Source organism: Tolypothrix campylonemoides VB511288_2, assembly GCF_045999855.1.
GTDB classification, from domain to species: domain Bacteria; phylum Cyanobacteriota; class Cyanobacteriia; order Cyanobacteriales; family Nostocaceae; genus Scytonema; species Scytonema bouteillei_A.
Window position 1 is genome coordinate 15,392 of sequence record NZ_JBFPMW010000015.1, and the last position, 22,096, is coordinate 37,487.

13 protein-coding genes are annotated in these 22,096 nt (G+C 41.1%); 10 read left to right on the top strand and 3 right to left on the bottom strand.

The genetic code is table 11. The annotated features are described in order from the left end of the window. Nucleotides 1–607 precede the first annotated feature (607 nt). From AB0756_RS33005 to treY, 5 genes are all read left to right on the top strand, one after another. Nucleotides 608–1,297, top strand: a complete 690-nt coding sequence (locus AB0756_RS33005) for an alpha/beta hydrolase (RefSeq protein WP_038079090.1) — start codon at nt 608–610, stop codon at nt 1,295–1,297. Nucleotides 1,298–1,401: 104 nt separating this feature from the next. Beyond that, nucleotides 1,402–2,475 (top strand): calcium/proton exchanger, encoded by a 1,074-nt coding sequence (gene cax, locus AB0756_RS33010; protein WP_038079081.1) that lies wholly within the window; start codon nt 1,402–1,404, stop codon nt 2,473–2,475. A 271-nt stretch (nt 2,476–2,746) separates the two neighbouring features. After that, complete coding sequence (glgX, locus tag AB0756_RS33015) at nt 2,747–4,873, top strand: glycogen debranching protein GlgX (RefSeq protein ID WP_038079079.1); 2,127 nt, start codon at nt 2,747–2,749, stop codon at nt 4,871–4,873. A 12-nt stretch (nt 4,874–4,885) separates the two neighbouring features. Continuing rightward, nucleotides 4,886–6,733 (top strand): malto-oligosyltrehalose trehalohydrolase, encoded by a 1,848-nt coding sequence (gene treZ, locus AB0756_RS33020; protein WP_038079076.1) that lies wholly within the window; start codon nt 4,886–4,888, stop codon nt 6,731–6,733. Between the two features lie 136 nt (nt 6,734–6,869). Next, nucleotides 6,870–9,665: a malto-oligosyltrehalose synthase gene (treY, locus tag AB0756_RS33025; RefSeq protein ID WP_038079074.1), complete on the top strand. Its 2,796-nt coding sequence runs from the start codon at nt 6,870–6,872 to the stop codon at nt 9,663–9,665. A gap of 318 nt (nt 9,666–9,983) precedes the next feature. Here treY and AB0756_RS33030 read toward each other — a convergent pair whose 3' ends face one another. Continuing rightward, a complete protein-coding gene (locus AB0756_RS33030) occupies nt 9,984–11,273 on the bottom strand; it encodes a glycosyltransferase (protein WP_038079072.1) in 1,290 nt (429 codons plus the stop codon). Nucleotides 11,274–11,711: 438 nt separating this feature from the next. On the opposite strand from AB0756_RS33030, the gene AB0756_RS33035 reads away from it, so the two are divergent. After that, on the top strand, nt 11,712–12,824 hold the full coding sequence (locus tag AB0756_RS33035; RefSeq protein ID WP_038079070.1) for an alkene reductase: 1,113 nt from the start codon (nt 11,712–11,714) through the stop codon (nt 12,822–12,824). 258 nt (nt 12,825–13,082) lie between these two features. After that, nucleotides 13,083–14,204 (top strand): hypothetical protein, encoded by a 1,122-nt coding sequence (locus AB0756_RS33040; protein ID WP_137986141.1) that lies wholly within the window; start codon nt 13,083–13,085, stop codon nt 14,202–14,204. A 486-nt stretch (nt 14,205–14,690) separates the two neighbouring features. Here the strand turns inward: AB0756_RS33040 and AB0756_RS33045 are convergent, their stop codons facing one another. After that, entirely contained in the window at nt 14,691–16,127 is a 1,437-nt protein-coding gene (locus AB0756_RS33045) for a mechanosensitive ion channel domain-containing protein (RefSeq protein WP_038079065.1), read from the bottom strand. Nucleotides 16,128–16,416: 289 nt separating this feature from the next. Beyond that, on the bottom strand, nt 16,417–16,932 hold the full coding sequence (locus AB0756_RS33050) for a DUF3122 domain-containing protein (RefSeq protein WP_038079063.1): 516 nt from the start codon (nt 16,930–16,932) through the stop codon (nt 16,417–16,419). Between the two features lie 720 nt (nt 16,933–17,652). Between AB0756_RS33050 and aroF the strand changes: the two genes are divergently transcribed. The 3 genes from aroF (at nt 17,653) to trpC (ending at nt 22,012) form a co-directional block, all read left to right on the top strand. Then, nucleotides 17,653–18,753, top strand: a complete 1,101-nt coding sequence (aroF, locus tag AB0756_RS33055) for a 3-deoxy-7-phosphoheptulonate synthase (RefSeq protein ID WP_038079061.1) — start codon at nt 17,653–17,655, stop codon at nt 18,751–18,753. Between the two features lie 114 nt (nt 18,754–18,867). Beyond that, nucleotides 18,868–21,063, top strand: coding sequence for an anthranilate synthase (locus tag AB0756_RS33060; protein WP_038079059.1), 2,196 nt, complete (start codon nt 18,868–18,870; stop codon nt 21,061–21,063). Between the two features lie 103 nt (nt 21,064–21,166). Further along, complete coding sequence (gene trpC, locus AB0756_RS33065; protein WP_038079088.1) at nt 21,167–22,012, top strand: indole-3-glycerol phosphate synthase TrpC; 846 nt, start codon at nt 21,167–21,169, stop codon at nt 22,010–22,012. Nucleotides 22,013–22,096: the final 84 nt, after the last annotated feature.

Genomic DNA, 22,096 nt, shown 5'->3' on the forward strand with positions numbered 1-22,096 from the left:
TTGACGAGGTCTTTAATTGCTTGGCTTTCAAACTATTGCTTTATCTTGGTTCGGTTGTGCGGGCGTTTCTCTCTCGCTTCACACTTTATCTAAGGTAACAACCACATCTGACTTTGTCAAGGTTTTTTCAGAAGTTTTTTTGAACCTCTAGATAACTCTACTCCTAACCCTTATACAGCAACAGTTTCGAGACTTTCACAATTTTTAGGCTTTCAAACTTATATATATTGTGTCTTGGTTCGGCGTGCTCGGTAAGTGTTTTGCCGATAGCACAGCTTCAGTATAGCTGAACTATCCGCAGTGTAGGGAAAAAATTCGTTGCGTTTGAGCCAAAGAGTGTTCTCGATCGCATTTCGGCAGGATATCGGTAAGATTTTTCAGCACTCAAAAACTTGTCTATCGCTATTAACCCATAGATAGAGGCTACTTCTTAGTACTGGGTAGAAACTGGATACAAGCTTGGATATATGTAAAAAATTTAAAATTCACACCCGCAAGCTTGTTTTACCAAAGACAGTGCCACTACAAACTAGAGGCGCTATTGGCTGCGGCTACTGAGTTATTCATTAATTTTTATCATTCCCTTCAGAAATTGGTAGGAGGTTTTGTGCAACCCATTTACGATGAATCATTTGAGATGATTGTTGAAAATGCTGAAGAAAAACCCCAAGAGGAAGAATATTATCCTGTAAAACTCATAACAAGTCGGGGTTCAATTCATTGCCGCTACTATTTAGCTGAGAATGCCAAAACAGCAGTAATTTTAGTTGGAGGTGTAGGTGGTGATTGGGATACACCTGCTCGAGGTCTGTATCCTTTATTAGGGGAAATTCTTCGGAAAGAAGGAATAGCCTCTCTCCGAGTCCAATACCGCAATCCAACCGATTTAGTAGAATCTACCTTAGACGTTTTAGCGGGTCTTACCTATTTACAAGACAAAGGTGTTGAAGAATTTGCTTTGATCGGTCACTCTTTTGGGGGTGCAGTCGTTATCCAAGCAGCTGCTCAATCGGCAGATGTTCGCACTGTTGTCACTATTGCTACCCAAGCCTATGGTGCAGAACCAGCAAGTGAACTAGCAACCAGATGTTCGCTGCTTCTGTTGCATGGCACATCCGATCCAGTACTGCCTGCTTCGTGTTCGCAATATGTCTACCAAATTGCCAGAGAACCAAAGCGTGTAATATTATATCCAAATGGCGGACACGGTCTCGATGAAGTTGCTGATGAAGTGTACCTTGTAGTGCGGGATTGGATTGTTCAACAACTCAATCGTGCTACCGCAAATTTGTATTAACGGTTTTATAGATAAAAGGAAGCTTTGCACAACCGCAAACTTTTTTTATCTATTCGATAAGCAGTAATATTTTATCGTTGCCTACTCACAGCCCAGCACTGCTTATGAAAAATAAAAATATCATTCTGTTATCGATGCTGGTTTTTGTGCCAATTTCAATAGCAGCACAAGAGCTACATTTAAATCCATTAATCATTTTTGCGACTTCTGGGCTAGCAATTATTCCTTTAGCAGCATTAATCGCAAACTCCACTGAAGCGATCGCAACTGTCATTGGCTCAGCTTTAGGCGGTTTACTCAACGCCACCTTTGGCAATGCGACCGAGATGATTATTTCTATAGTCGCTCTCCGAGCTGGTTTAGTGGATGTGGTCAAAGCCAGTTTAACAGGAGCAATAATTGCAAATTTGCTTCTAGCAATGGGGCTAGCGATTCTTGTAGGTGGCTTACGTTATAACGAACAAACATTTCAACCTGCTGTTGCTCGCATCAACTCTTCGTCTTTAACACTGGCAGTCATAGTTGTGCTGACACCTGCTGCCATTCAATTTACGTCAGATGGTTTGCAAGCGTCAACTCTCAATAATTTTTCCTATGCAGCATCCATATTGCTACTGACCTTCTATTGTTTGATGCTACTGTTCTCAATGAAAACTCACAAATATTTGTATTTGGTAGAGGGAGCAGATGATGAACCTTTAGAATCTAGCGAACACAAAGTCAACATAGGATTACAAGTCGTTATACTGTTAACTTGTACGGTAGTTCTTGTTTTTGTTTCTGATATTTTAGTTGAAAGTCTTGGAAAAGCTATTTCTACTCTAGGGTTGACCAGTCTCTTTACAGGGGTGATTCTTATTCCCTTATTTGGAGGTTTTGTAGAATATATTACTTGTATCTCTTTTGCCGTTAAGAACAAAATGGAGTTAGCTGTTGCTGTAGCCATAGGGTCGAGTTTACAGATAGCACTGTTTGTAGCTCCTATCTTAGTTTTAGCTGGTTGGGTACTCGGTCAACCCATGAATTTAAGCTTTAATCCTTTTGAACTGGTAGCAGTTGCTATGGCTGTAGTTATTACCAATTCGATTAGTAATGATGGGCGAACTAACTGGTTAGAGGGAGTTTTGTTGCTCATAGCCTATGCCGTGTTAGGAACAGCATTTTACTTCCATCCTTGACGAGTTCCTATAAAAAATAAAGTATAGGAGACTGCTCATTCGGAATTGACTGAGTTACTCATTAGGAATAATGAGAAGCGCGAGCTGTTTACTCCTTAAGACAAATGAGGTGGCTGTGGAAGTAGTAGAATCTGACCCTGCTATTTCTACCTACTCAGATAGAAACATCCTCCTACAGATAGGCTCGAAAAAAACCATTCGTAGCAAATAATTAACAAGAGTTGAGAGTCAAAGTCATTCTACATATAAATTTATATCTGCGGTTGATTCTATGTACTTAGCACTCTGGCCCGGAAATGTTTATCCCTTAGGAGCAACTTGGGATGGGAAAGGCACAAATTTCGCCTTATTTTCAGAAAATGCAACAGGCGTTGAACTTTGTCTGTTTGATAGAGACGATCGAGAGACCCGCCTGACTTTAACGGAAGTCAGTAACTTCGTTTGGCACGGTTATGTACCGGGAGTAGGACCGGGACAAAGATATGGATATAGAGTGCATGGTCCCTACGCGCCACAGGAAGGACACCGCTTCAATCCTAACAAATTACTGATCGATCCCTATACAAAAGCTCTAGATGGTGATGTTGGCAATGGTCCAGAGATATTTGGTTACTCTTGGGACTCTGAAGAAGCAGACCTTTCGTTTTCAGATTTGGATAGCGCCCCTTTAATGCCAAAGTCTGTTGTTGTAGATCAAACTTTTGACTGGGAAGGCGATCAACTCTTGCGAACTCCTTGGCACGAAACTGTCATTTATGAAACCCATGTCAGGGGTTTTACCAAGCGCCATCCAGATATTCCAGAAGAAATGCGCGGTACTTATGCTGGTTTGGGTCATCCTGCTGCGATCGAGCATCTCCTCAGACTTGGGATTACAGCAGTCGAGCTCATGCCCGTGCATCACTTTCTATCACATCCCGGACATTTGGTGGGTAAAGGGCTAAAAAATTACTGGGGTTACGACTCCGTCAACTATTTTGCTCCTTATGCTGGCTACAGTGCTAGTGGAACTTTGGGAGAGCAAGTCACTGAGTTTAAGGAGATGGTCAAAGCACTGCATCGTGCAGGAATAGAAGTAATTTTAGATGTCGTCTACAACCATACAGGAGAAGGAAATCATTTAGGTCCCACACTCACACTACGGGGTATTGACAATGCCATCTATTATCGACTTGTAGAGAACGATCCGCGCTATTACATGGACTACACGGGTTGCGGAAATTCTCTCTACGTGCGACAACCGCAAGTCCTAAAACTCATTATGGATAGCTTGCGGTATTGGGTTTTGGAAATGCATGTAGATGGCTTCCGCTTTGACTTAGCTTCCGCTTTAGCACGAGAGTTGTACGAAGTCAACAGTCTGGCAGCTTTCTTTGATATCATTCATCAAGATCCCATATTAGCTGGTGTAAAGCTGATTGCTGAACCTTGGGATCTGGGAACAGGTGGTTATCAAGTTGGTCAATTCCCAGTTTTATGGTCTGAGTGGAATGGCAGATATCGCGACACAGTACGAGATTTTTGGCGCGGAATTGATGAAAGTTTAGGGCAATTTGCTTACTGTTTCACGGGTAGCCCGGACCTGTATGCACTGAACGGACGGCGACCCAATGCAAGTGTTAACTTTATTACAGCACACGATGGCTTTACCTTAAACGATCTTGTTAGCTATAACGACAAACATAACGAAGAGAATGGAGAGGGTAACTGTGATGGCGAAAGCCACAACCGTTCTTGGAACTGCGGGTATGAGGGTGAAACAGAAGACATAGAAGTGTTGCAATTGCGAGAACGTTTGAGACGAAACTTCTTAGCAACACTGATGCTGTCCCAAGGTATCCCAATGTTACTTGGGGGAGATGAAATGGGACGTACTCAAAAAGGCAATAACAATGCTTACTGCCAAGACAATGAGATTTCTTGGTTTGATTGGGATTTACCTCAAGGAAATGAGGATTTAGTTAATTTCGCCCGCGAACTTGTCTACTTCCGCAAACAACACCCAGTGTTTCGACGCCGTAAATGGTTTCAAGGCAGACCAATTTACGGAAAGGGTATTAGCGATATTGAGTGGTTCAACCCTGATGGCAGTGAAATGACTCAAGAACAATGGGATATTGGTTATGCCAAGTCAATTGCTGTGTACTTAGATGGCAACCAATTGCCCAGTGTTGGTCCTAAAGGAGAACGCATCAGCGATGATAGTTTTCTCCTGTTCTTTAACGCTCATTATGAAACCATTGAATTCACCCTACCACATGCGATGCAGCATAGGGAATGGTTAGTTGCGATCGATACAAAAGAACCTCGTTTCGTTCAAGAAGAAAGGCGTTATACGGGTAACCAAGCTGTTCCTGTTGTAGCGCGGTCAATGGTAGTACTACGTCGTTTAGGTTAGGGGCTAGAAGCTATGAAAATTGGCGCTCATTACTTGGGTGACAGTCGTTGTGAATTTAGAGTTTGGGCACCGAATGCAGAAACTGTAGCGGTAAAAATTGTCTCACCTCAAGAACGCATACTTCCCATGCAACAACAGGAAGGAGGCTACTGGCAGTTGACTGCTGCGGATGTTGACCCCGGCACGCAATACTTCTATCAATTAAATAACGGTGAAAGCAGACCCGATCCCGCGTCAAATTACCAGCCTTCGGGCGTACATACAGCTTCACAAGTTATTGACCATAACTTTACTTGGAATGACAGCGGTTGGTCTGGTATTCCTTTAGAAAATTTGATTATTTATGAGTTGCACGTTGGAACTTTCACCCAAGAAGGAACCTTTGAAGCAATTATTCCCCGACTCAAGGATTTAAAAGAGCTAGGGGTCAATGCAATTGAAATCATGCCCATCGCACAATTTCCCGGTGACAAACCCACAGATGATGGTTGTGCTTATCGAAACTGGGGCTATGATGGCGTTTATCCATTTGCGGTACAAACCTCTTATGGCGATCCGGAAGCATTGAAGCGATTGGTAGATGCTAGCCACCAACAGGGAGTGGCAGTGGTACTTGATGTGGTTTACAACCACTTCGGACCGGAAGGCAATTACATGAGTCACTTCGGTCCTTACTTTACCCATGCCTACCGCACCCCTTGGGGCGATGCCATGAATTTTGATGACGGTCACAGCCATAACGTGCGGAACTATTTTATTCAAAATGCCTTATACTGGCTGCGAGACTATCACATTGATATCTTGCGTTTAGATGCCGTTCATGCCATTTACGATTTAGGTGCCAAACATTTTTTAGAAGAACTGGCAGAAAATGTTGCTGCTCTTTCAACACAACAAAACCGAAAACTTTATCTGATTGCAGAAAGCGATTTAAACGATCCTCGAGTTGTTCGTCCTGTGGAAAACGGCGGATACGGACTGGACGCACAATGGAGCGATGACTTCCACCATGCCTTACACGCCTTACTAACAGGCGAAAAAACTGGATATTACGAAGATTTTGGCAAGTGCGAGCACTTGGCAAAAGCTTATCGAGATACTTTTGTGTATGACTGGAAGTACTCGCCCCATCGGAAACGCTTTCATGGTAATTCTGTACGCGATCGCTCTCCCAATCAATTTGTCGTTTGCATTCAAAATCACGACCAAGTCGGGAATAGAATGTTAGGTGAACGACTGTCCCATCTTGTCTCATTTGAAGCTTTGAAATTAGCAGCTGGTGCTCTTTTACTCTCGCCAAACATTCCCCTTTTATTTATGGGTGAAGAGTATGGAGAAGAAGCACCTTTTCTCTACTTTGTCAGTCACTCCGATCCCGATTTAATTAGAGCAGTCAGACAGGGGCGGAAACAAGAGTTTGCTGCTTTTCACGCTGAAGGCGAACCACCCGATCCAGAATCTTCTGAAACATTCCTTAAGTGCAAGCTAAATTGGGAAAAACGCAAAGAGGGAAAACATCAAGCTCTCTGGTCATTGCACCAACACCTCATTCAATTGCGAAATACAATTCCAGCTTTAGTAGAGCGAGAACGTCAAAATATGGAAGTTGACTTTCTTGAAGATAAAAAAGTGATTTGGTGGAGAAGATGGAGCCAGAACAATCAAATACTTTGCTTGATGAACTTTAATCAAAGCGATATTAACCTTGGCTCCGCCATGCTAGGAGATGGTTGGAAAAAGATTTTAGATTCTGCCGATGAAAAGTGGCAAGGTTCTGGCTCCCAACTACCAGAAGAACTTAGTAATGGCAAACAATTGGTTCTGCGCCCGCAAAGTTTTGCAGTTTATCAACTTTCTTAAGGTTATTAGTCACTCTCGTTTCCAGGCAGACCTGGGAACGAGAAAACGAGAAGAAACAAGAAAACGAGAAAAAATTTACGGGCGCAATACCGCCGCGCCCCTACCAACCACCAACCACTAACCACTAACCATTAAGATGAGAATTCCAACAGTCACTTATCGTATCCAATTTAATTCTGCTTTTGGTTTTGACTCAGCAAAGGCAATTACTAAATACATAGCCGATTTAGGAATCTCCGATCTTTATGCTTCTCCTATTTTTAAAGCAAGAGCGGGAAGCGGTCATGGATATGACGTTGTAGATCCGACTCAACTTAACCCAGAATTAGGAACAGAGGAAGCTTTTGAAGCCCTAGTCAAGGAATTACAACAACATAACATGGGTTGGTTGCAGGATATTGTTCCCAATCATATGGCTTATGACAGCCAAAATCAGTATTTGATGAATATTCTGGAAAACGGCCCTGATTCAACTTATGTTGATTACTTTGATATTGCCTGGAATTCTCCTTTTGCAAGTAGTAACGAACCTATCTTGGCTCCATTGCTAGGTAACTTTTTTGCCACTAGTTTGGAGAACGGTGAAATTCAGTTGAAATATGAAGAAAGCGGGTTAAATGTTAATTATTACAGTTTAAAACTCCCCCTCAAACTTGAATCTTATGCAAAATTTCTAACTCAAAATTTAGGAAAATTGGCAAAAAATTTGGGAAGAAACCATCCTGCCTTTGTAAGATTGCTTGGCATACTCTACATAGTAAAAAATATTCCTTCAGAGGTAACAGCACAGCAAAGACGAGATCAAGCCGCTTTTGTGAAAGGGCTGCTTTGGGAACTTTATTCAGATAATGAAGAAGTTAGAATATTTATTGACGAAAATCTACAACTTTTTAATGGCGAACCAGGAAAGCCAGAAAGTTTTAATCTTTTAGAAAGTTTACTTTCAGAGCAGTTTTTCCGCCTTACTTATTGGAAAGTTGGCGCTGAAGAAATGAATTACAGAAGATTTTTTACAGTCAATGAACTGATATCCATGAGAGTGGAAGATTTCAAAGTCTTTAAAAATACCCACGATTTAATTTGCAAGCTAGTGCATGAAGGTAAGTTTACTGGTTTGCGAATAGACCATATTGATGGTTTGTACGATCCAAAGCAATATTTGGATAGGTTAAGAGAAAAAACAGGTGATACATACATCACTGTGGAAAAGATTTTACAACAAGGAGAAGATTTACCGAGTAACTGGTCAGTGCAAGGAACCTCTGGCTATGATTACTTAAATTATCTCAATGGAATTTTCTGCCAGAGTGAAAGTGAAGAGAAATTTACTCAAATTTACTCTGAATTTACAGGCATTAAAACTGAATACGAGCAAATTATTCCAGATAAAAAGCATCTCATCATAGAGAGAAACTTAGCGGGTGATATTGATAACCTGGCTTTTCTCCTAAAAACGATCGCAGGTAATTACCGTTATGGTAGTGACTTTACAATCAATGGTTTAAAACGAGCACTTGCAGAAGTTTTATCTCGTTTTCCCATTTATCGGACTTATATCGATCGAGAAGGAATTTCAGACATCGATCGCTCCTATATACAACAAGTGATTGACGCTACCAAACCACATACACCCTTCTTACATAATGAATTAAACTTTATTGAGAAATTACTGTTGCTGGAATATGACGATTTTCTCACCCAAACAGAGAAAGACCAGTGGCTCTACTTTGTTATGAGAGTGCAACAGTATACAGGACCGTTGATGGCAAAAGGTGTTGAAGATACCGCTTTGTACGTCTACAATCGCTTTCTGTCCCTCAATGAAGTTGGTGGTGAGCCCGGTCATTTTGGCATCAGTCTTTCAGAATTTAATGAATTTAATCAGAAACGACAAGCTCGTTGGCCCCATGCAATGAGTACTACCTCAACCCACGATACCAAGCGGGGTGAAGATGTGAGAGCTAGGCTCAATGTCCTCTCAGAAATTCCAGAGGAATGGCAACAACAAGTGCGTACTTGGAGTGAAATCAATCGTTCGCATAAGAAAACTGTTAAGCGTTTTGCTATGCCAGATAAGAACGATGAGTATCTATTCTACCAAACCCTCGTGGGAGCTTTTCCATTTTTTGAACGCGAATATGGAGACTGTGTTGAACGTGTAAAAGATTATGTACTGAAAGCCATTAGAGAAGCAAAAGTTTACACGGCGTGGTTGCGGCAAAATAGCGCTTATGAAGATGCGTTCGTTGATTTCGTCAAATCTGTTTTAGAACTATCCGAAAACAATTCTTTTTTAAAGGAATTTACTCCTTTTCAACAGCGGGTTGCTTTCTACGGCATTTTTAACTCGCTCTCTCAAGTCTTGTTAAAAATCACCTCTCCCGGAATCCCAGATTTCTATCAAGGAACTGAATTGTGGGATTTCAGTCTTGTCGATCCCGATAACCGACGCCCGGTTGACTTTGAAATTCGACAATCTTATCTCAAAACTATTCAGGAACAAACTAAGACAGATGTTCTGAAATTGATAGAACAACTACTATCAACAAAAGAAGATGCTAGAATCAAACTGTTCCTAATTGTTCAAGCTTTAAAAGCAAGAACAGAGAATATAGATGTTTTCAATGCAGGGAATTATTTACCTTTAGAAGTGAGTGGTAAGTTCCAAGAGCATATAGTTGCTTTTGCTAGAAGTCAAGGTCACAAAACAATTATTACCATTGCTCCCCGCTTCTTCACTCGCTTGATTCAACCAGGTGAATACCCACTCGGACAACAAATTTGGCAAGATACTTCTCTCAAATTACCCTCAGGAACACCATCAACATGGAAAGACGCCATTACAGGTCAAACAGTTCAAGCCAGCGATACAGTACTTGTTGGTGAAACGCTAAAACATTTTCCCGTCGCATTACTCGTGAGCCAAAGCTGAAAATTTTGAATTTTCTTTAAGTGGGTTATGCCCACCCAACACTTCTTCGCGCTCTTTGTTTCTTTGCGGTTATTTTTAAACCAAGAAGAAACAAAGAGCGCGAATTTATAGAGAGTAGCTCAATTTCATAATAAAAAAAGTACCTAGAGGAGTTCCACACTAAGGCATTGGGGGCTGTTGTCAAATTTGTGGGAATTCCTCTAAGACCAGCTTAACACCCTTCAACATCTAACCGTTTTCATTTAAGACACACTTCTATCCCAAGAAAGAAGTCATTGTAAAATATATGTGTAATGCCCAACACAATAAGAAAAATTATCAACCAACTGTTTGTAAAACTTGAGGCATTTCTGGACTAGGCAGTTGTATTGCTTGCTCAACAATGTCAGCAGCTCGTTTCACACCCCCCGCTTTACGGATCGATTCTTTTAGTTTCAATGCATTGTCAATGTAAAAGCCTTCCGTAAGTACCCGTTGAATTGTTTGTCTCAACCTCAAACTACTCAAGCAAGATAAGGAAACTACTTCTCCGGTACCCGTCCATTTAATTCGAGCCGCATTCCCCGGTTGTTCGTAAGTAATTGGAATAGCTACCAAAGGAACTCCATGGCTGAGGGAATCAAGAACAGTGTTAAGACCCCCGTGGGTAATAGTTAAACTGGCTTTAGCAAGAACTTCCAGTTGAGGAGCATATTCTACAACTATTGGAGAACCAGGTAGTTTTTGAACTGTTTGTTTGTTAATTTTACTTCCAAAGGCGATCGCTAACTGCACGTCAAGTTCTTGACAAGCAGTCGCAATGCATTCAAAAATGTCTTGTTTGGTGTTTTGCATACTTCCAAGGGAAGCATAAATTAACGGTTGTCCGGTTAACTTTTCAAACGGAAAGGAAACCTGATGCGGTGATTGGTTGCGAAATGGGCTAATGTAATGAAAGTACTTTGGTAAATCTTTGCAGGGGAAATCAAAAGCAGCAGGTTGTTGGCTAATTTGGGCAAGTGTGGCTCGCGAAGCATATAACTTGCGATTCACTTGTAACTTCCACTTTTGGCGATATTCATTTAAAACTTGTAAAATTGGTTGAGAGCTGCGATCGAGTATTTGATAAGTCGCTTGATTGCGGAGCCTTGCCCACCAAGCGTTCTGGTAGTTCCAAGGAGTGAAAAAAGGGGGAACATCAGATCGGCGGTGAATGGCTTGAGCGCAACAGACAGAGATAAAAGGAATACCAAGGAACTCAGCAACGGCTTCACCCGCAGGTTCCAATTGATCTACAAGCAGTGCATCAATTCCCATTGCTTCAATAGCAGTCGGTGCATACTGACAAATGATAGAGGTAATACGCTGACAAAAATCTACTGAAAAACGTAAAGCTTCTATACCGCTTAATTTACCTAACTGTGCCAAAGTTTCAGCCAGTTCTCCTGGTTGATAAGTAGAATGTCCAATTGGATAAAAATTTAACCCTTCCGATCGCACTTTTAGCTCTGTATCGGGAAGTTGTAAAAAGGTAACACAATGCCCCCGTAATTGTAATTCTCTTCCTAAAGCTGCTAAAGGATTTAGGTGACCTGCAAAAGGCGGGCAAATAACGCCAAAGTGAGACATAAATAGTTTGGAGCCTGTAACTGGAATTAGATGAGTCCTTGGAAATTACAAATTATCAATTTGAATAACTTTTAACTGTTATGTCAAAACTCGTTCAATGAAAAATTGAATAACTGTTTCAGTTATATTGTTTCTGAATTTAGAAACTTAGAACCTCGCTCTAAAGGCTTGTTTGATACACATACAAAGCTACTTCTTATGGTGAAGTCTGTAAGGGTATATACAGAGTAGCTTCACGATTTTTCAACAATGACTGGATGGAAAAGGAAATTTTGAAACTGTTGAAAAATGAGGTGATTTGTCGCAAAAACAGACAAGACGCACGTAGGGAAGTAGTTTAATATAGTCTGGGCTGTTTTTTGCTACACAGGCACTTGCCTTTCGTGTGAACCCGATCGAGTATACCAAACAACATTGCCATAACAGGAGATTTTCTTTGTGAGTACTGATACAAATCTCTTTTCACCCATTCAATTAGGACCCATAACACTCCCCAATCGAATTGTTATGGCACCCATGACACGGTTGCGTGCTGGAGATGGGGGAGTACCAATTCCCGCCAACGCCACGTACTACAGCCAACGAGCATCTGCGGGATTAATTATTACAGAGTGTACGATGATTTCGCGCCAGAGCCAAGGGTATATGAACTGTCCGGGTATTTATTCTCCAGACCAAGTAGAAGGATGGCGATTGGTAACAGACACCGTACACAAGCAGGGAGGACGAATATTCTTACAACTTTGGCACTGCGGGCGTATTTCCCATCCCTCATTACAAGAAGAAGGAAAATTACCTGTTGCTCCAAGTGCAATACCAGCTGAAGGTCAACTGCATACTCCCAATGGGAAAGAATCAATGGTTGCACCCCATGCTTTAGAAATCCATGAAATTCAAGGAGTTATTGAAGATTTCCGCAAAGCAGCAGAGAATGCGCTTGCAGCCGGATTTGATGGTGTAGAGTTACATGGAGCTTTTGGTTATCTCATTGACCAGTTTCTCCAAGATGGTAGCAACCATCGTACTGATGAGTATGGCGGCTCAGTAGAGAATCGTGCCAGATTTCTTCTAGAAGTTGTTGAGGCTGTTGCTAGTGTCTGGGGAGGAAATCGAGTGGGAATTAAACTCTCACCCAGCAACACCTATTACAGCATGGTTGACTCCAACCCTAAAGCCACTTTTGGTTACACCATTGATGCACTCAACCGTTTTGGTTTAGCGTACATCCATCTCATGGAGCCTGAAGCAAAAGATTTAGCAACCCGTGATGTCTTATGCCCTGTTGCTCCAACTTTCCGCCCCATCTATCAAGGCACATTAATTGCGAATGGTGGTTTTACCAAAGAATCGGGAAATGCAATTTTAGCAGAAGGTAATGCAGATCTTGTCTCTTTTGGCAAACCATTCTTAGCAAATCCAGATCTACCGAAACGCTTTGAGTTAGATGTTCCATTGAACTCACCCAATCCTAAAACGTTTTACGGTCAAGGTAGCCATCAACCTGAGGTGGGTTACACTGATTATCCATTTCTTGGCGATCGCGCTGCTTAAAACTGGGTAGCTGATATCTTGCACCTACACAGTGGAAGTGTAAAGCTATACAAACAAAGCCTGCCTACGCAGGCTAAAATTTCTTATTTTTCGTCCTATGAATAAAAATATATGTTTATTAAAAACTTAAAATTCCAGTATTAATACGAGGGGTTGGGATGTGTTTCTTGAAAGGTAGAGAAATCAGAAATCGCCCTGCTTATTCTAGGTGTGAAAACTCGTGTAAGTCGCTAAGCTTCTAAAAAACTTATAACGATTTTGCACGAGTTCACAGGATGCTATTACAGTCAGTCTACCGCTATCACTGCTTGGGTAAAAAGTAAGATGTACTACGTTGCTTTTTTCCTCGATTATCGACCTCTTGTAGGAGAATCACTAGGGGTTTTTCTCAATAATGATTTTTCTGATGTTTGGCTCAATCAACGCGGTCAACAACACAGTCGCTTGCTTTCTATAGAACAAATACCACTACTTGAAGATGCTTATCCTCCAAGGCACTGCTATCCCCAACCGTGGTATGTTCATGGCTCAAGCTATTGTACAAATGTAACTGACAAATGGCCAGATCTCCCCTTACTGAATGGAACTTCATTAAAACGAGTTGACATATTATTTGACTGGTTCGCAAACAGTTTTTCTTGGGCTTTCTTTCCTTGGGGAGGAAGGGGATTTTGTTTTAGCTTTGCATTCGTCTCTCGAAATAATAATTTACGCGATCGGTTTATTGATACTGTTTCTCATGTCGTCAATACACAAAGTATTAGCGCAGCAATGCCAAATACAAATTATTTAGTTTCTAGCTACGATATAAAAACTAATGTTAGCTCATACGTGCAAGCGCTTGTATTTGTCATAAAGAAACCAGGAGAACGGTTATTGACTGTATATAATTGCGATGATAATTTACCGTGGCTTGTTACCGATCGCTATTACAATAATCCTGAGTTTGAATTAACTGACGATGAAAATAATGATGTTAGAGAAGTAAAATTTTTAGAATTTCTGACAAACGAAACTAATTTACCTTTAGAACTTCGTCGTCGAAGAGTAGGAGTGATTCAGCCAGTTAGTAGAGCAGTTTTTGGAACAATGTCCGAGACATTTCTAAGTTCAGAGGCTGAAACTTTAATTGCTGTACCTCAAAGTACAAACCTTGAGAAATTACAAAAAATACTAGAAAAAACAGAAGCCAATTCATTTATAAATTGTGACTTAAAATATCTGGAAAACATTTTTTGTGCAACTGAATGGTTTTATGGAATTGGTAGAGACTTTGGAGATGATAGATACTCAATATTTATAACTAAAAACAATGCACTAATAAACAAATTTGAGAAATTTGAAGCAGATGATGAATTTTGTTTAATTTCCTATTTTTAGCTAACAAAGGTGTAGGAAAGATGGAGCCAGACTTTCTTCTTTAATGGAAGTGAAAGACTCGCTTTCAATAACCCCCTTAAAGAGCTGCGATGATGTACATAAGTCTTCTAAAGTGCATTAAAAGCGGTTTTGATCCCCCCTAACCCCCCTTAAAAAAGGGGGGAACTGAATTCAATACTGCTCGGATAAGAATTTTTGTACGTTGGACAAACCCAACAAATACTTGTAGATGTTGGGTTTCGTTCCTCAAACGCCACCTCACTCAACGGGGGGCTTTGGGGTCCCCACGAAGTGGGGTTGGGGGGAAACCCTCCGAAGTTTGCTATTGGGGGAAACCCCCAATAGCAACTTCTCTCCGCACGTGAGTGGCTCCCCAACCTACGTGTTTTCGCATGTTTAGGCTTAACCGACAAGTATTGGAACTTAATTCCAGTTCTCCCTTTTCACGGTGTTGCATTTCTTTTCTAGAGATCCACAACCATCTATTTAAGAAGCATTAAAAAGCTGTTTTAATCTCGTTTGTACCCAAGCAATAAAGTTGTGATGTTGCTCGTTCATGTTTAATATTCCCAAATCTTGTAATTGTTGGCGCAAGCCAGAATATTCTTCTTGTTCCTTAGATAATTCTTGAGCTAATATTTCTGCTAATTTCGGACAAGTTTGTAAAAGTTTTTCAAAGTTACTTTTAGAAATCACAAATACACTCGTCTCGCCGATCGCACGAGCTGTTGCAAGATAAGGAACGCCCAGCATAATCGGAGTTTCTCCAAAAAATTCTCCAGTAGAATAAACCTTAATCCGTTTATCCAGACTAACAGAAAAAACTTCAATGGTACCTAAAAGAACTATATACACAGACGCAGCCATATCACCTTCATGAAACAAGATTTCTGAGGCTGATAACATTTTACGATAGCCTGCTTCAATAACTCTCCTTAAATAAAGATCTGGAGTCTGCTGGAAATAAGGAACTTCCTTAAGCAAATGCCGAATGGAAACAAATTGAGGTATCTTAGCAGTTGTAGACACATTTGTTTTTAAACCATTGTGAATTTCTGAATCAGTTTTTGAAGATGGTAAATCTAGATTGTGGAGCCACAAAGATCTTTGAGGAAATGGAATTTTAATACCTATTTGACGAAAGTTGTGTTCAATAATATAGTTTAAGGCGCTTCGTACTGAAATTCCTTCATCAATTCGACTCAGCCATACCCACAATTCAAAATTTAACGAACTATCTCCAAACCCTTTGAAAATGACCTTAGGTGGCGGCTCATACAAGACAGATGGCTCCATGTAGGCGGAATTTAACAACGTTTCTGCAACTATAATGGGATCGCTATCGTAGGCAACACCAACTTCTAGACGAATTTTTCCTGTAAAATTTTTATAGCTCCAATTGAGTACTTGATTTCCAACTAAGTTGCTATTAGGAACTACAATATCGCCACCATCAAAGGTGCGAATAATTGTGGAGCGTATTGCAATTTCCTTGATATATCCTGACACCCCATTAAATTCAATATAATCGCCAACTTGTAGCTTACCCTCAAGTAATAATGTCAGTCCGCTTACCAAATTTTTGGTTAAATCCTGAAGTCCAAAGCCAATTCCTACCCCTAATCCTCCGATCACGACTGAAAGAGAAGCTACATCAAGACCGTTGACAGACAGTACAATCAAAAAACCTAAAGCCCCAGCACTATAACTGATTAAAGTTGATATCGCTTCTCTATTCCCTTGGCTGAGTTTGAAGCGAATTAAGATGCGATCGCTAAGTAACCGTTTCAGCAGGTTTGTGACGACAAAAACGCCCAGTAACCCCAGAATCAGTTTTAGTATCCAAAATAGCGATATAGCTTCATTACCAGCCTTAAACAGAGGAGCGCTGACTAATTGGTTGAGATTCTCTAGAAATTGCATGAGAGGTATTCCATTTAAGACCGCAAGTGGTATTTTACAAAATCTGGGTTAGCGAAAGGTTAGGTTAGGTTAGCTAGGGAGACTGGGGAGACAAAGAAGAGATACAGCAATCCTATTTGAGATCCGAACAAGAGGGACAAGGAAGACAAGGAGGACAAGGAAGAGGTGTTTGTAACTCATTTAGGGCTGCGATATCTTTAAGTTATTAAAAACTGAGACTCAAAAATATTTAACCATTAAGAGTTAATATTTACTCAAGCAACACCAAATTTTATAAATTTAAATAACTTTAATCAAAATCATTGATTAACCAATGCCATTCCGTTACAATCTCTTTAGGTATTTTTAATACCAAGCGGTGGTCTTTTTCTAAAGGTAAGTAAAGTTTCAACGAGTTAAGGGTTTTTAACTTAAGTAGCACATCTGCGAATTGATACTCTCCTACATTAGGTGCAGGAGAAGACTCTATATAGATATCAGATGCAGTTAATAGCTGACCTTGTGTTGTTAATATCTCCAGTGGAAGCGGGTGAACAAATTGAACGGTACCGGGAAAACCGACTAACCTCAAATGTATGTCTTTTGGTTGACCTGGTTTGACGACTTTAAAAAGAACCACTTGCCAAGCATATCCCAACCCATCTTTTATAGATACCTGTGAGTGATAGCGTAAAACACCGGGCGCATCGTGATGCTGGCGAAGTAAGGCTATAGCTTCTGGAGTCAAAGTCCCAAAAGTAGCCAGTATTAGCACGAATAGTAACGAGCATCGCCACAACAGTCTGTTTAACAGGGTGGGTATCATAATTTTTTTGCCAAAGCCCGACCAAAGGAGTCACGAACCGTAAATGCAAGCAATGCAAGCAGATAAGGTTTGTTCAAAAAGTCTCTATTTTAGATAATATTCTTATTTGGGAGTCACCGTATTTACAGCAGTTTTCAAGTGACGTGAACCACAGTGTATTGTGGTACGGGCGAGGACGCTCGTCCTATATATTAAGTGGCGATCTAGAAGTACTTGAGCCCTGTAGGATAAAGATTGCTAACCAGATAAGGCTTTTGGACACCGCCTAAAGTCACTACTGTGGTCGTGGGGAAACCCGCATACGGGGGTAGCTCCCCTACATCTATTTCATAAATTAAATAATATTGTTATAGAAACATCTGAAGTGAGAACGCAGTCATTTTGAGAGATAAAGTAGAGCGATCGCCCGACTTTAATGAAAGAATTAGCTCTCTAAAATATTGACTTAACAAATCTCCACACTCTACAAAATCACTGGCAATTAAGGGATTTATTCTGAATGTGACTTTTTCTAACTTTCAGTTATGACTTAATATGACTTTTTCAGACTTTAATACCTGACTTATTCTGACTGTTTTTTTGCGATGAGATTTGGAAAACTAGAAAACAAGAATGTAGTACTTTTCAGCAAAGCAAATTCTAGTTCAAAACGTAAAACTTGTTGTGTTGTACAAGTTACCTAACTAAGTAAGTAGACTAAAAATTCTAGGAGAGCAAGTCATGATTATAGTGATGAAAACCGGGACACCTACACAAGAGATTCAGCAAATTATTCAAGATGTCAGCCAGTGGGATATAAAACCAGAAACAATAGAAAGTAACAACAAAGTTGTCATTGGTTTAGTTGGCGATACATCAAGTTTAAATATCGAGCAAGTCCAACAACTCAGTCCCTTTATCGAGCAAGTTTTACGGATCAACAAACCCTTTAAGCGAGCTTCCCTAGAATTTCGTCATGGAAAACCCAGCGAGGTTATTGTACCAACTCCTAGAGGACCCGTTGCGTTTGGTCAAGACCATCCTCTTGTTATCGTAGCTGGACCTTGTTCCGTTGAAAATGAAGAAATGATCGTAGAAACAGCCCTAGTTGTGAAAGCAGCAGGTGCTCAATTCCTACGCGGTGGAGCATACAAACCCCGTACTTCACCTTATGCTTTCCAAGGTCATGGAGAGAGTGCTTTGGGTTTGTTAGCTAAAGCAAGGGAAGCTACCGGACTGGGGATTATTACAGAAGTAATGGATACCGCCGATTTGGAAAAGGTTGCTGAAGTCGCAGATGTCATTCAAATTGGTGCTCGCAATATGCAGAATTTTCCCCTGCTAAGAAAAGTGGGACCTATTGGTAAACCCGTTCTTTTAAAGCGAGGACTGTCAGCCACTATTGAAGAATGGTTGATGGCGGCTGAGTATATTTTGGCTGCTGGTAACCCAAATGTGATTCTGTGCGAACGGGGTGTTCGTACCTTCGATCAGAAATACACTCGTAACGTTCTCGATCTTTCCGTACTTCCCGTGTTGCGTTCATTGACTCACCTACCCATCATGATTGACCCCAGCCATGCTACAGGTAAGTCAGAATTTGTACCTTCAATGGCAAAAGCTGCGATCGCAGCAGGAACAGATTCCTTAATGATTGAAGTTCACCCCAATCCAGCAAAAGCTTTATCAGATGGTCCTCAATCTCTAACATTTGAAGGCTTTGAGAAAATCATGCAAGAGATAACTCCTCTGGCTCAATTCTACGGTCGTTGGAACAGATTACCTTTTGCAGTAGCAACACCAGCAAACATGTCCAAAAGTTTTTCAACCCCCTATTTCTAATAAAGGACTCGAGACAAGGGGGACAAGGTAGAACTTTCTTCCCCCTCTTCCCCCTCTTCCCAATCCCCATTATTACCCATTGCCCAATCCCCAATCATTAGAGAGGAACAACCAGTGTATCTAGATATTCATTGCTACACAACTAACGGCGGAATTTTTGTATCGCGCTCTGTAACTAAGACTTCAATTGAAACTGGTATTGAAGAAGTTCTACTACGTCTTGATTCCCAACGTGGAGGTGTGCTGAAAAGTAGCTACGAGTATCCTGGACGTTACAAAAGATGGGAAATTGGTTTTGTCAACCCACCCCTAGAACTAGCAACTCGCGATAATTCCTTTACAATTACAGCACATAACGAGCGAGGAATGGTTTTGCTACCTTATTTAGCAGAACTCCTTGAGAATAATCCACACTTGCAAGAAGTTCGCCGAGAACACAATCGTGTTATTGGCTCTGTTCGACCAACACAACAGTTCTTTGCAGAAGAAGAAAGAAGCAAACAACCATCAGTCTTCAGTATTGTGCGAGAATTGTTACATGCATTCCACAGCCCAGAAGACGAACACTTAGGACTGTACGGAGCATTTGGCTATGACTTGGTTTTTCAATTTGAACAAATGGCAAAGCGCATAAAACGTGCTGACGACCAACGAGACTTAGTACTGTATTTACCTGATGAAATTGTCATTGTTGACCACTACTTACAAAGCGCATTTCGCTTGCAGTATGAATTTGTGACTCGTTATGGTAACACTCGCGGTTTACCTCGCACGGGTGAAACGATCGATTATCAAGGGAAACGCCTGACACCCAATAAAGCTTCCGATCATGAAAAAGGTGAGTATGAAAACCAAGTAGAGACAGCCCTTGATTACTTCCGCCGTGGTGATTTATTTGAAGTTGTACCCAGCCAAAGCTTCTTTCAAGCTTGCGAACAGCCTCCCACCGAACTTTTCCGAACATTGCAGCAAATTAACCCCAGCCCTTATGGATTCATTTTCAATCTTGGTGGAGAGTATTTGATTGGTGCTTCGCCTGAAATGTTTGTGCGCGTTGAAGGCAGACGTGTTGAAACCTGCCCGATTAGCGGTACGATCAAACGAGGAAAAGATGCAATTGATGATGCCGCTCAAATTCAAAAGCTTCTAAACTCTCGTAAAGACGAATCTGAATTAACAATGTGTACGGACGTGGATCGCAACGATAAATCGCGAATCTGCGAACCGGGTTCAGTTCGAGTCATTGCCCGTCGTCAAATTGAATTGTACAGTCATTTAATCCATACAGTCGATCACGTTGAAGGTATAGTGCGACCTGAATTTGATGCTTTAGATGCATTTCTCACTCATTTGTGGGCGGTGACAGTAACAGGCGCACCCAAACGATCCGCAATGCAGTTTCTCGAACAACACGAACGCAGTGCTAGACGCTGGTATGGTGGTGCGGTTGGATACTTAACTTTTAAAGGAGATTTAAACACCGGTTTAATTCTCAGAACCATGAGATATATGGACTCCATTGCAGAGGTAAGGGTGGGTGCAACAGTTCTTTATGACTCCGAGCCAGAAGCCGAAGCTCAAGAAACAATTACGAAAGCAGCTGCACTGTTCCAAACCCTCAACCAGAGCAAATACAGACGTTCTCATTCCTGCGATCGCGTCACCCCCGATTCCCCCCAAGCAAATCCTGGGATAGGTAAACACGTCCTACTGATCGACCATGAAGACTCTTTTGTCCACACCCTAGCAAATTACATTCGTCAAACGGGAGCAACAGTCACAACGTTGCGCCATGGTTTTTCAGAAACTGTGTTTGATATAGAACGCCCAGATCTTGTTGTCCTTTCTCCAGGACCGGGTAGACCGAGTGACTTCCGGTTAGCAGAGACAATTGCAGCTTGTAAAAAACGTCGAATTCCTATCTTTGGTGTTTGTTTGGGATTGCAAGGAATTGTAGAAGCACACGGTGGCGAACTAGGAATTCTTAACTATCCCCAACACGGAAAAGTTTCTAGCGTTTCTGTTGTTGCTTCAGACTCCATCACCTTTAAAGGCTTACCACAATCGTTTGAAGTCGGTAGATATCATTCCCTGTATGCTCTACCCGAACGATTACCTGAAGAATTAAAAGTGACAGCACTTTCCGATGATGGTGTGATTATGGGAATTGAGCACCGGGTATTGCCGATCGCCGCCGTTCAATTCCATCCAGAATCCATTATGACTATGGCATGCGGAGTTGGGCAAGAAATTATCAAGAATGTAGTTCATGCATTCACTTCAAAACCCTCTGCAGCCCTTGTTGCATGACAGTAACCCGCGACCAGTTAGTTAAATAGTGAGAAATAGACGTTTGCAGCATAAACTGACTGGTCATCAAGATTTCATCCTTTATCCTTCAGACTTTATTATTATGCTTCAGATAGAGAACCAAGCGATCGCGCGATCGGTCAAACCACAACACATCCTTGACGAGATTGTACGTTACAAACATCAAGAAGTTTCTAAAAGACACGAGCTATTACCCTTCACAAACTTACTCAACCAAATTGGAAATGCTCCTGCTGTTCGAGATTTTCTCTTAGCTCTACAAAACAGTTCCAAAAACCCTAGTTTAATTGCAGAAGTTAAAAAAGCTTCACCAAGCAAAGGAGTTATTTGTGCTGATTTCGACCCCGTGAAAATTGCACAAGCTTACGAACGAGGAGGTGCTTCTTGTCTGTCAGTGTTAACTGACGAAAAATTCTTCCAAGGTAGTTTTAAAAATTTACAGACTATCAGACAAAAAGTAACATTACCTTTGCTTTGTAAAGAATTTATCATTGACGCTTATCAAATTTATCTAGCACGTGTCAGTGGTGCAGATGCTATTCTACTGATTGCTGCTGTTTTATCAGATGAAACTCTTCAAGAGTTTGTAAATCTTGCTCGATATCTTGGGATGAGCGTTCTAATTGAAGTACATACTCTAACCGAACTTGATAGAGTTTTGTCACTATCCAATGTACAATTAGTAGGTATTAACAATCGTAACCTTGAAGATTTTACTGTTGATCTAGAAATCACCCAGCACTTATTAGCACAGCGCGGAGAAAAATTAAACAGCATGGGTATTACAGTTGTCAGTGAATCGGGATTGTATACATCTACCGATCTAGACCTAGTTGCTAAAGCAGGAGCTAGAGCCGTTCTAGTAGGAGAATCTTTAGTCAAGCAACCCAACATAGAACAAGCTGTCAAAAAACTGTTACAAGGTTAAAAATTACCTCTTCCTCCCCTCTTCTTCCTTCACAATTCATCATTCATAATTCATCATTCACCTTCCTCCCCTCTTCTTCCTTCA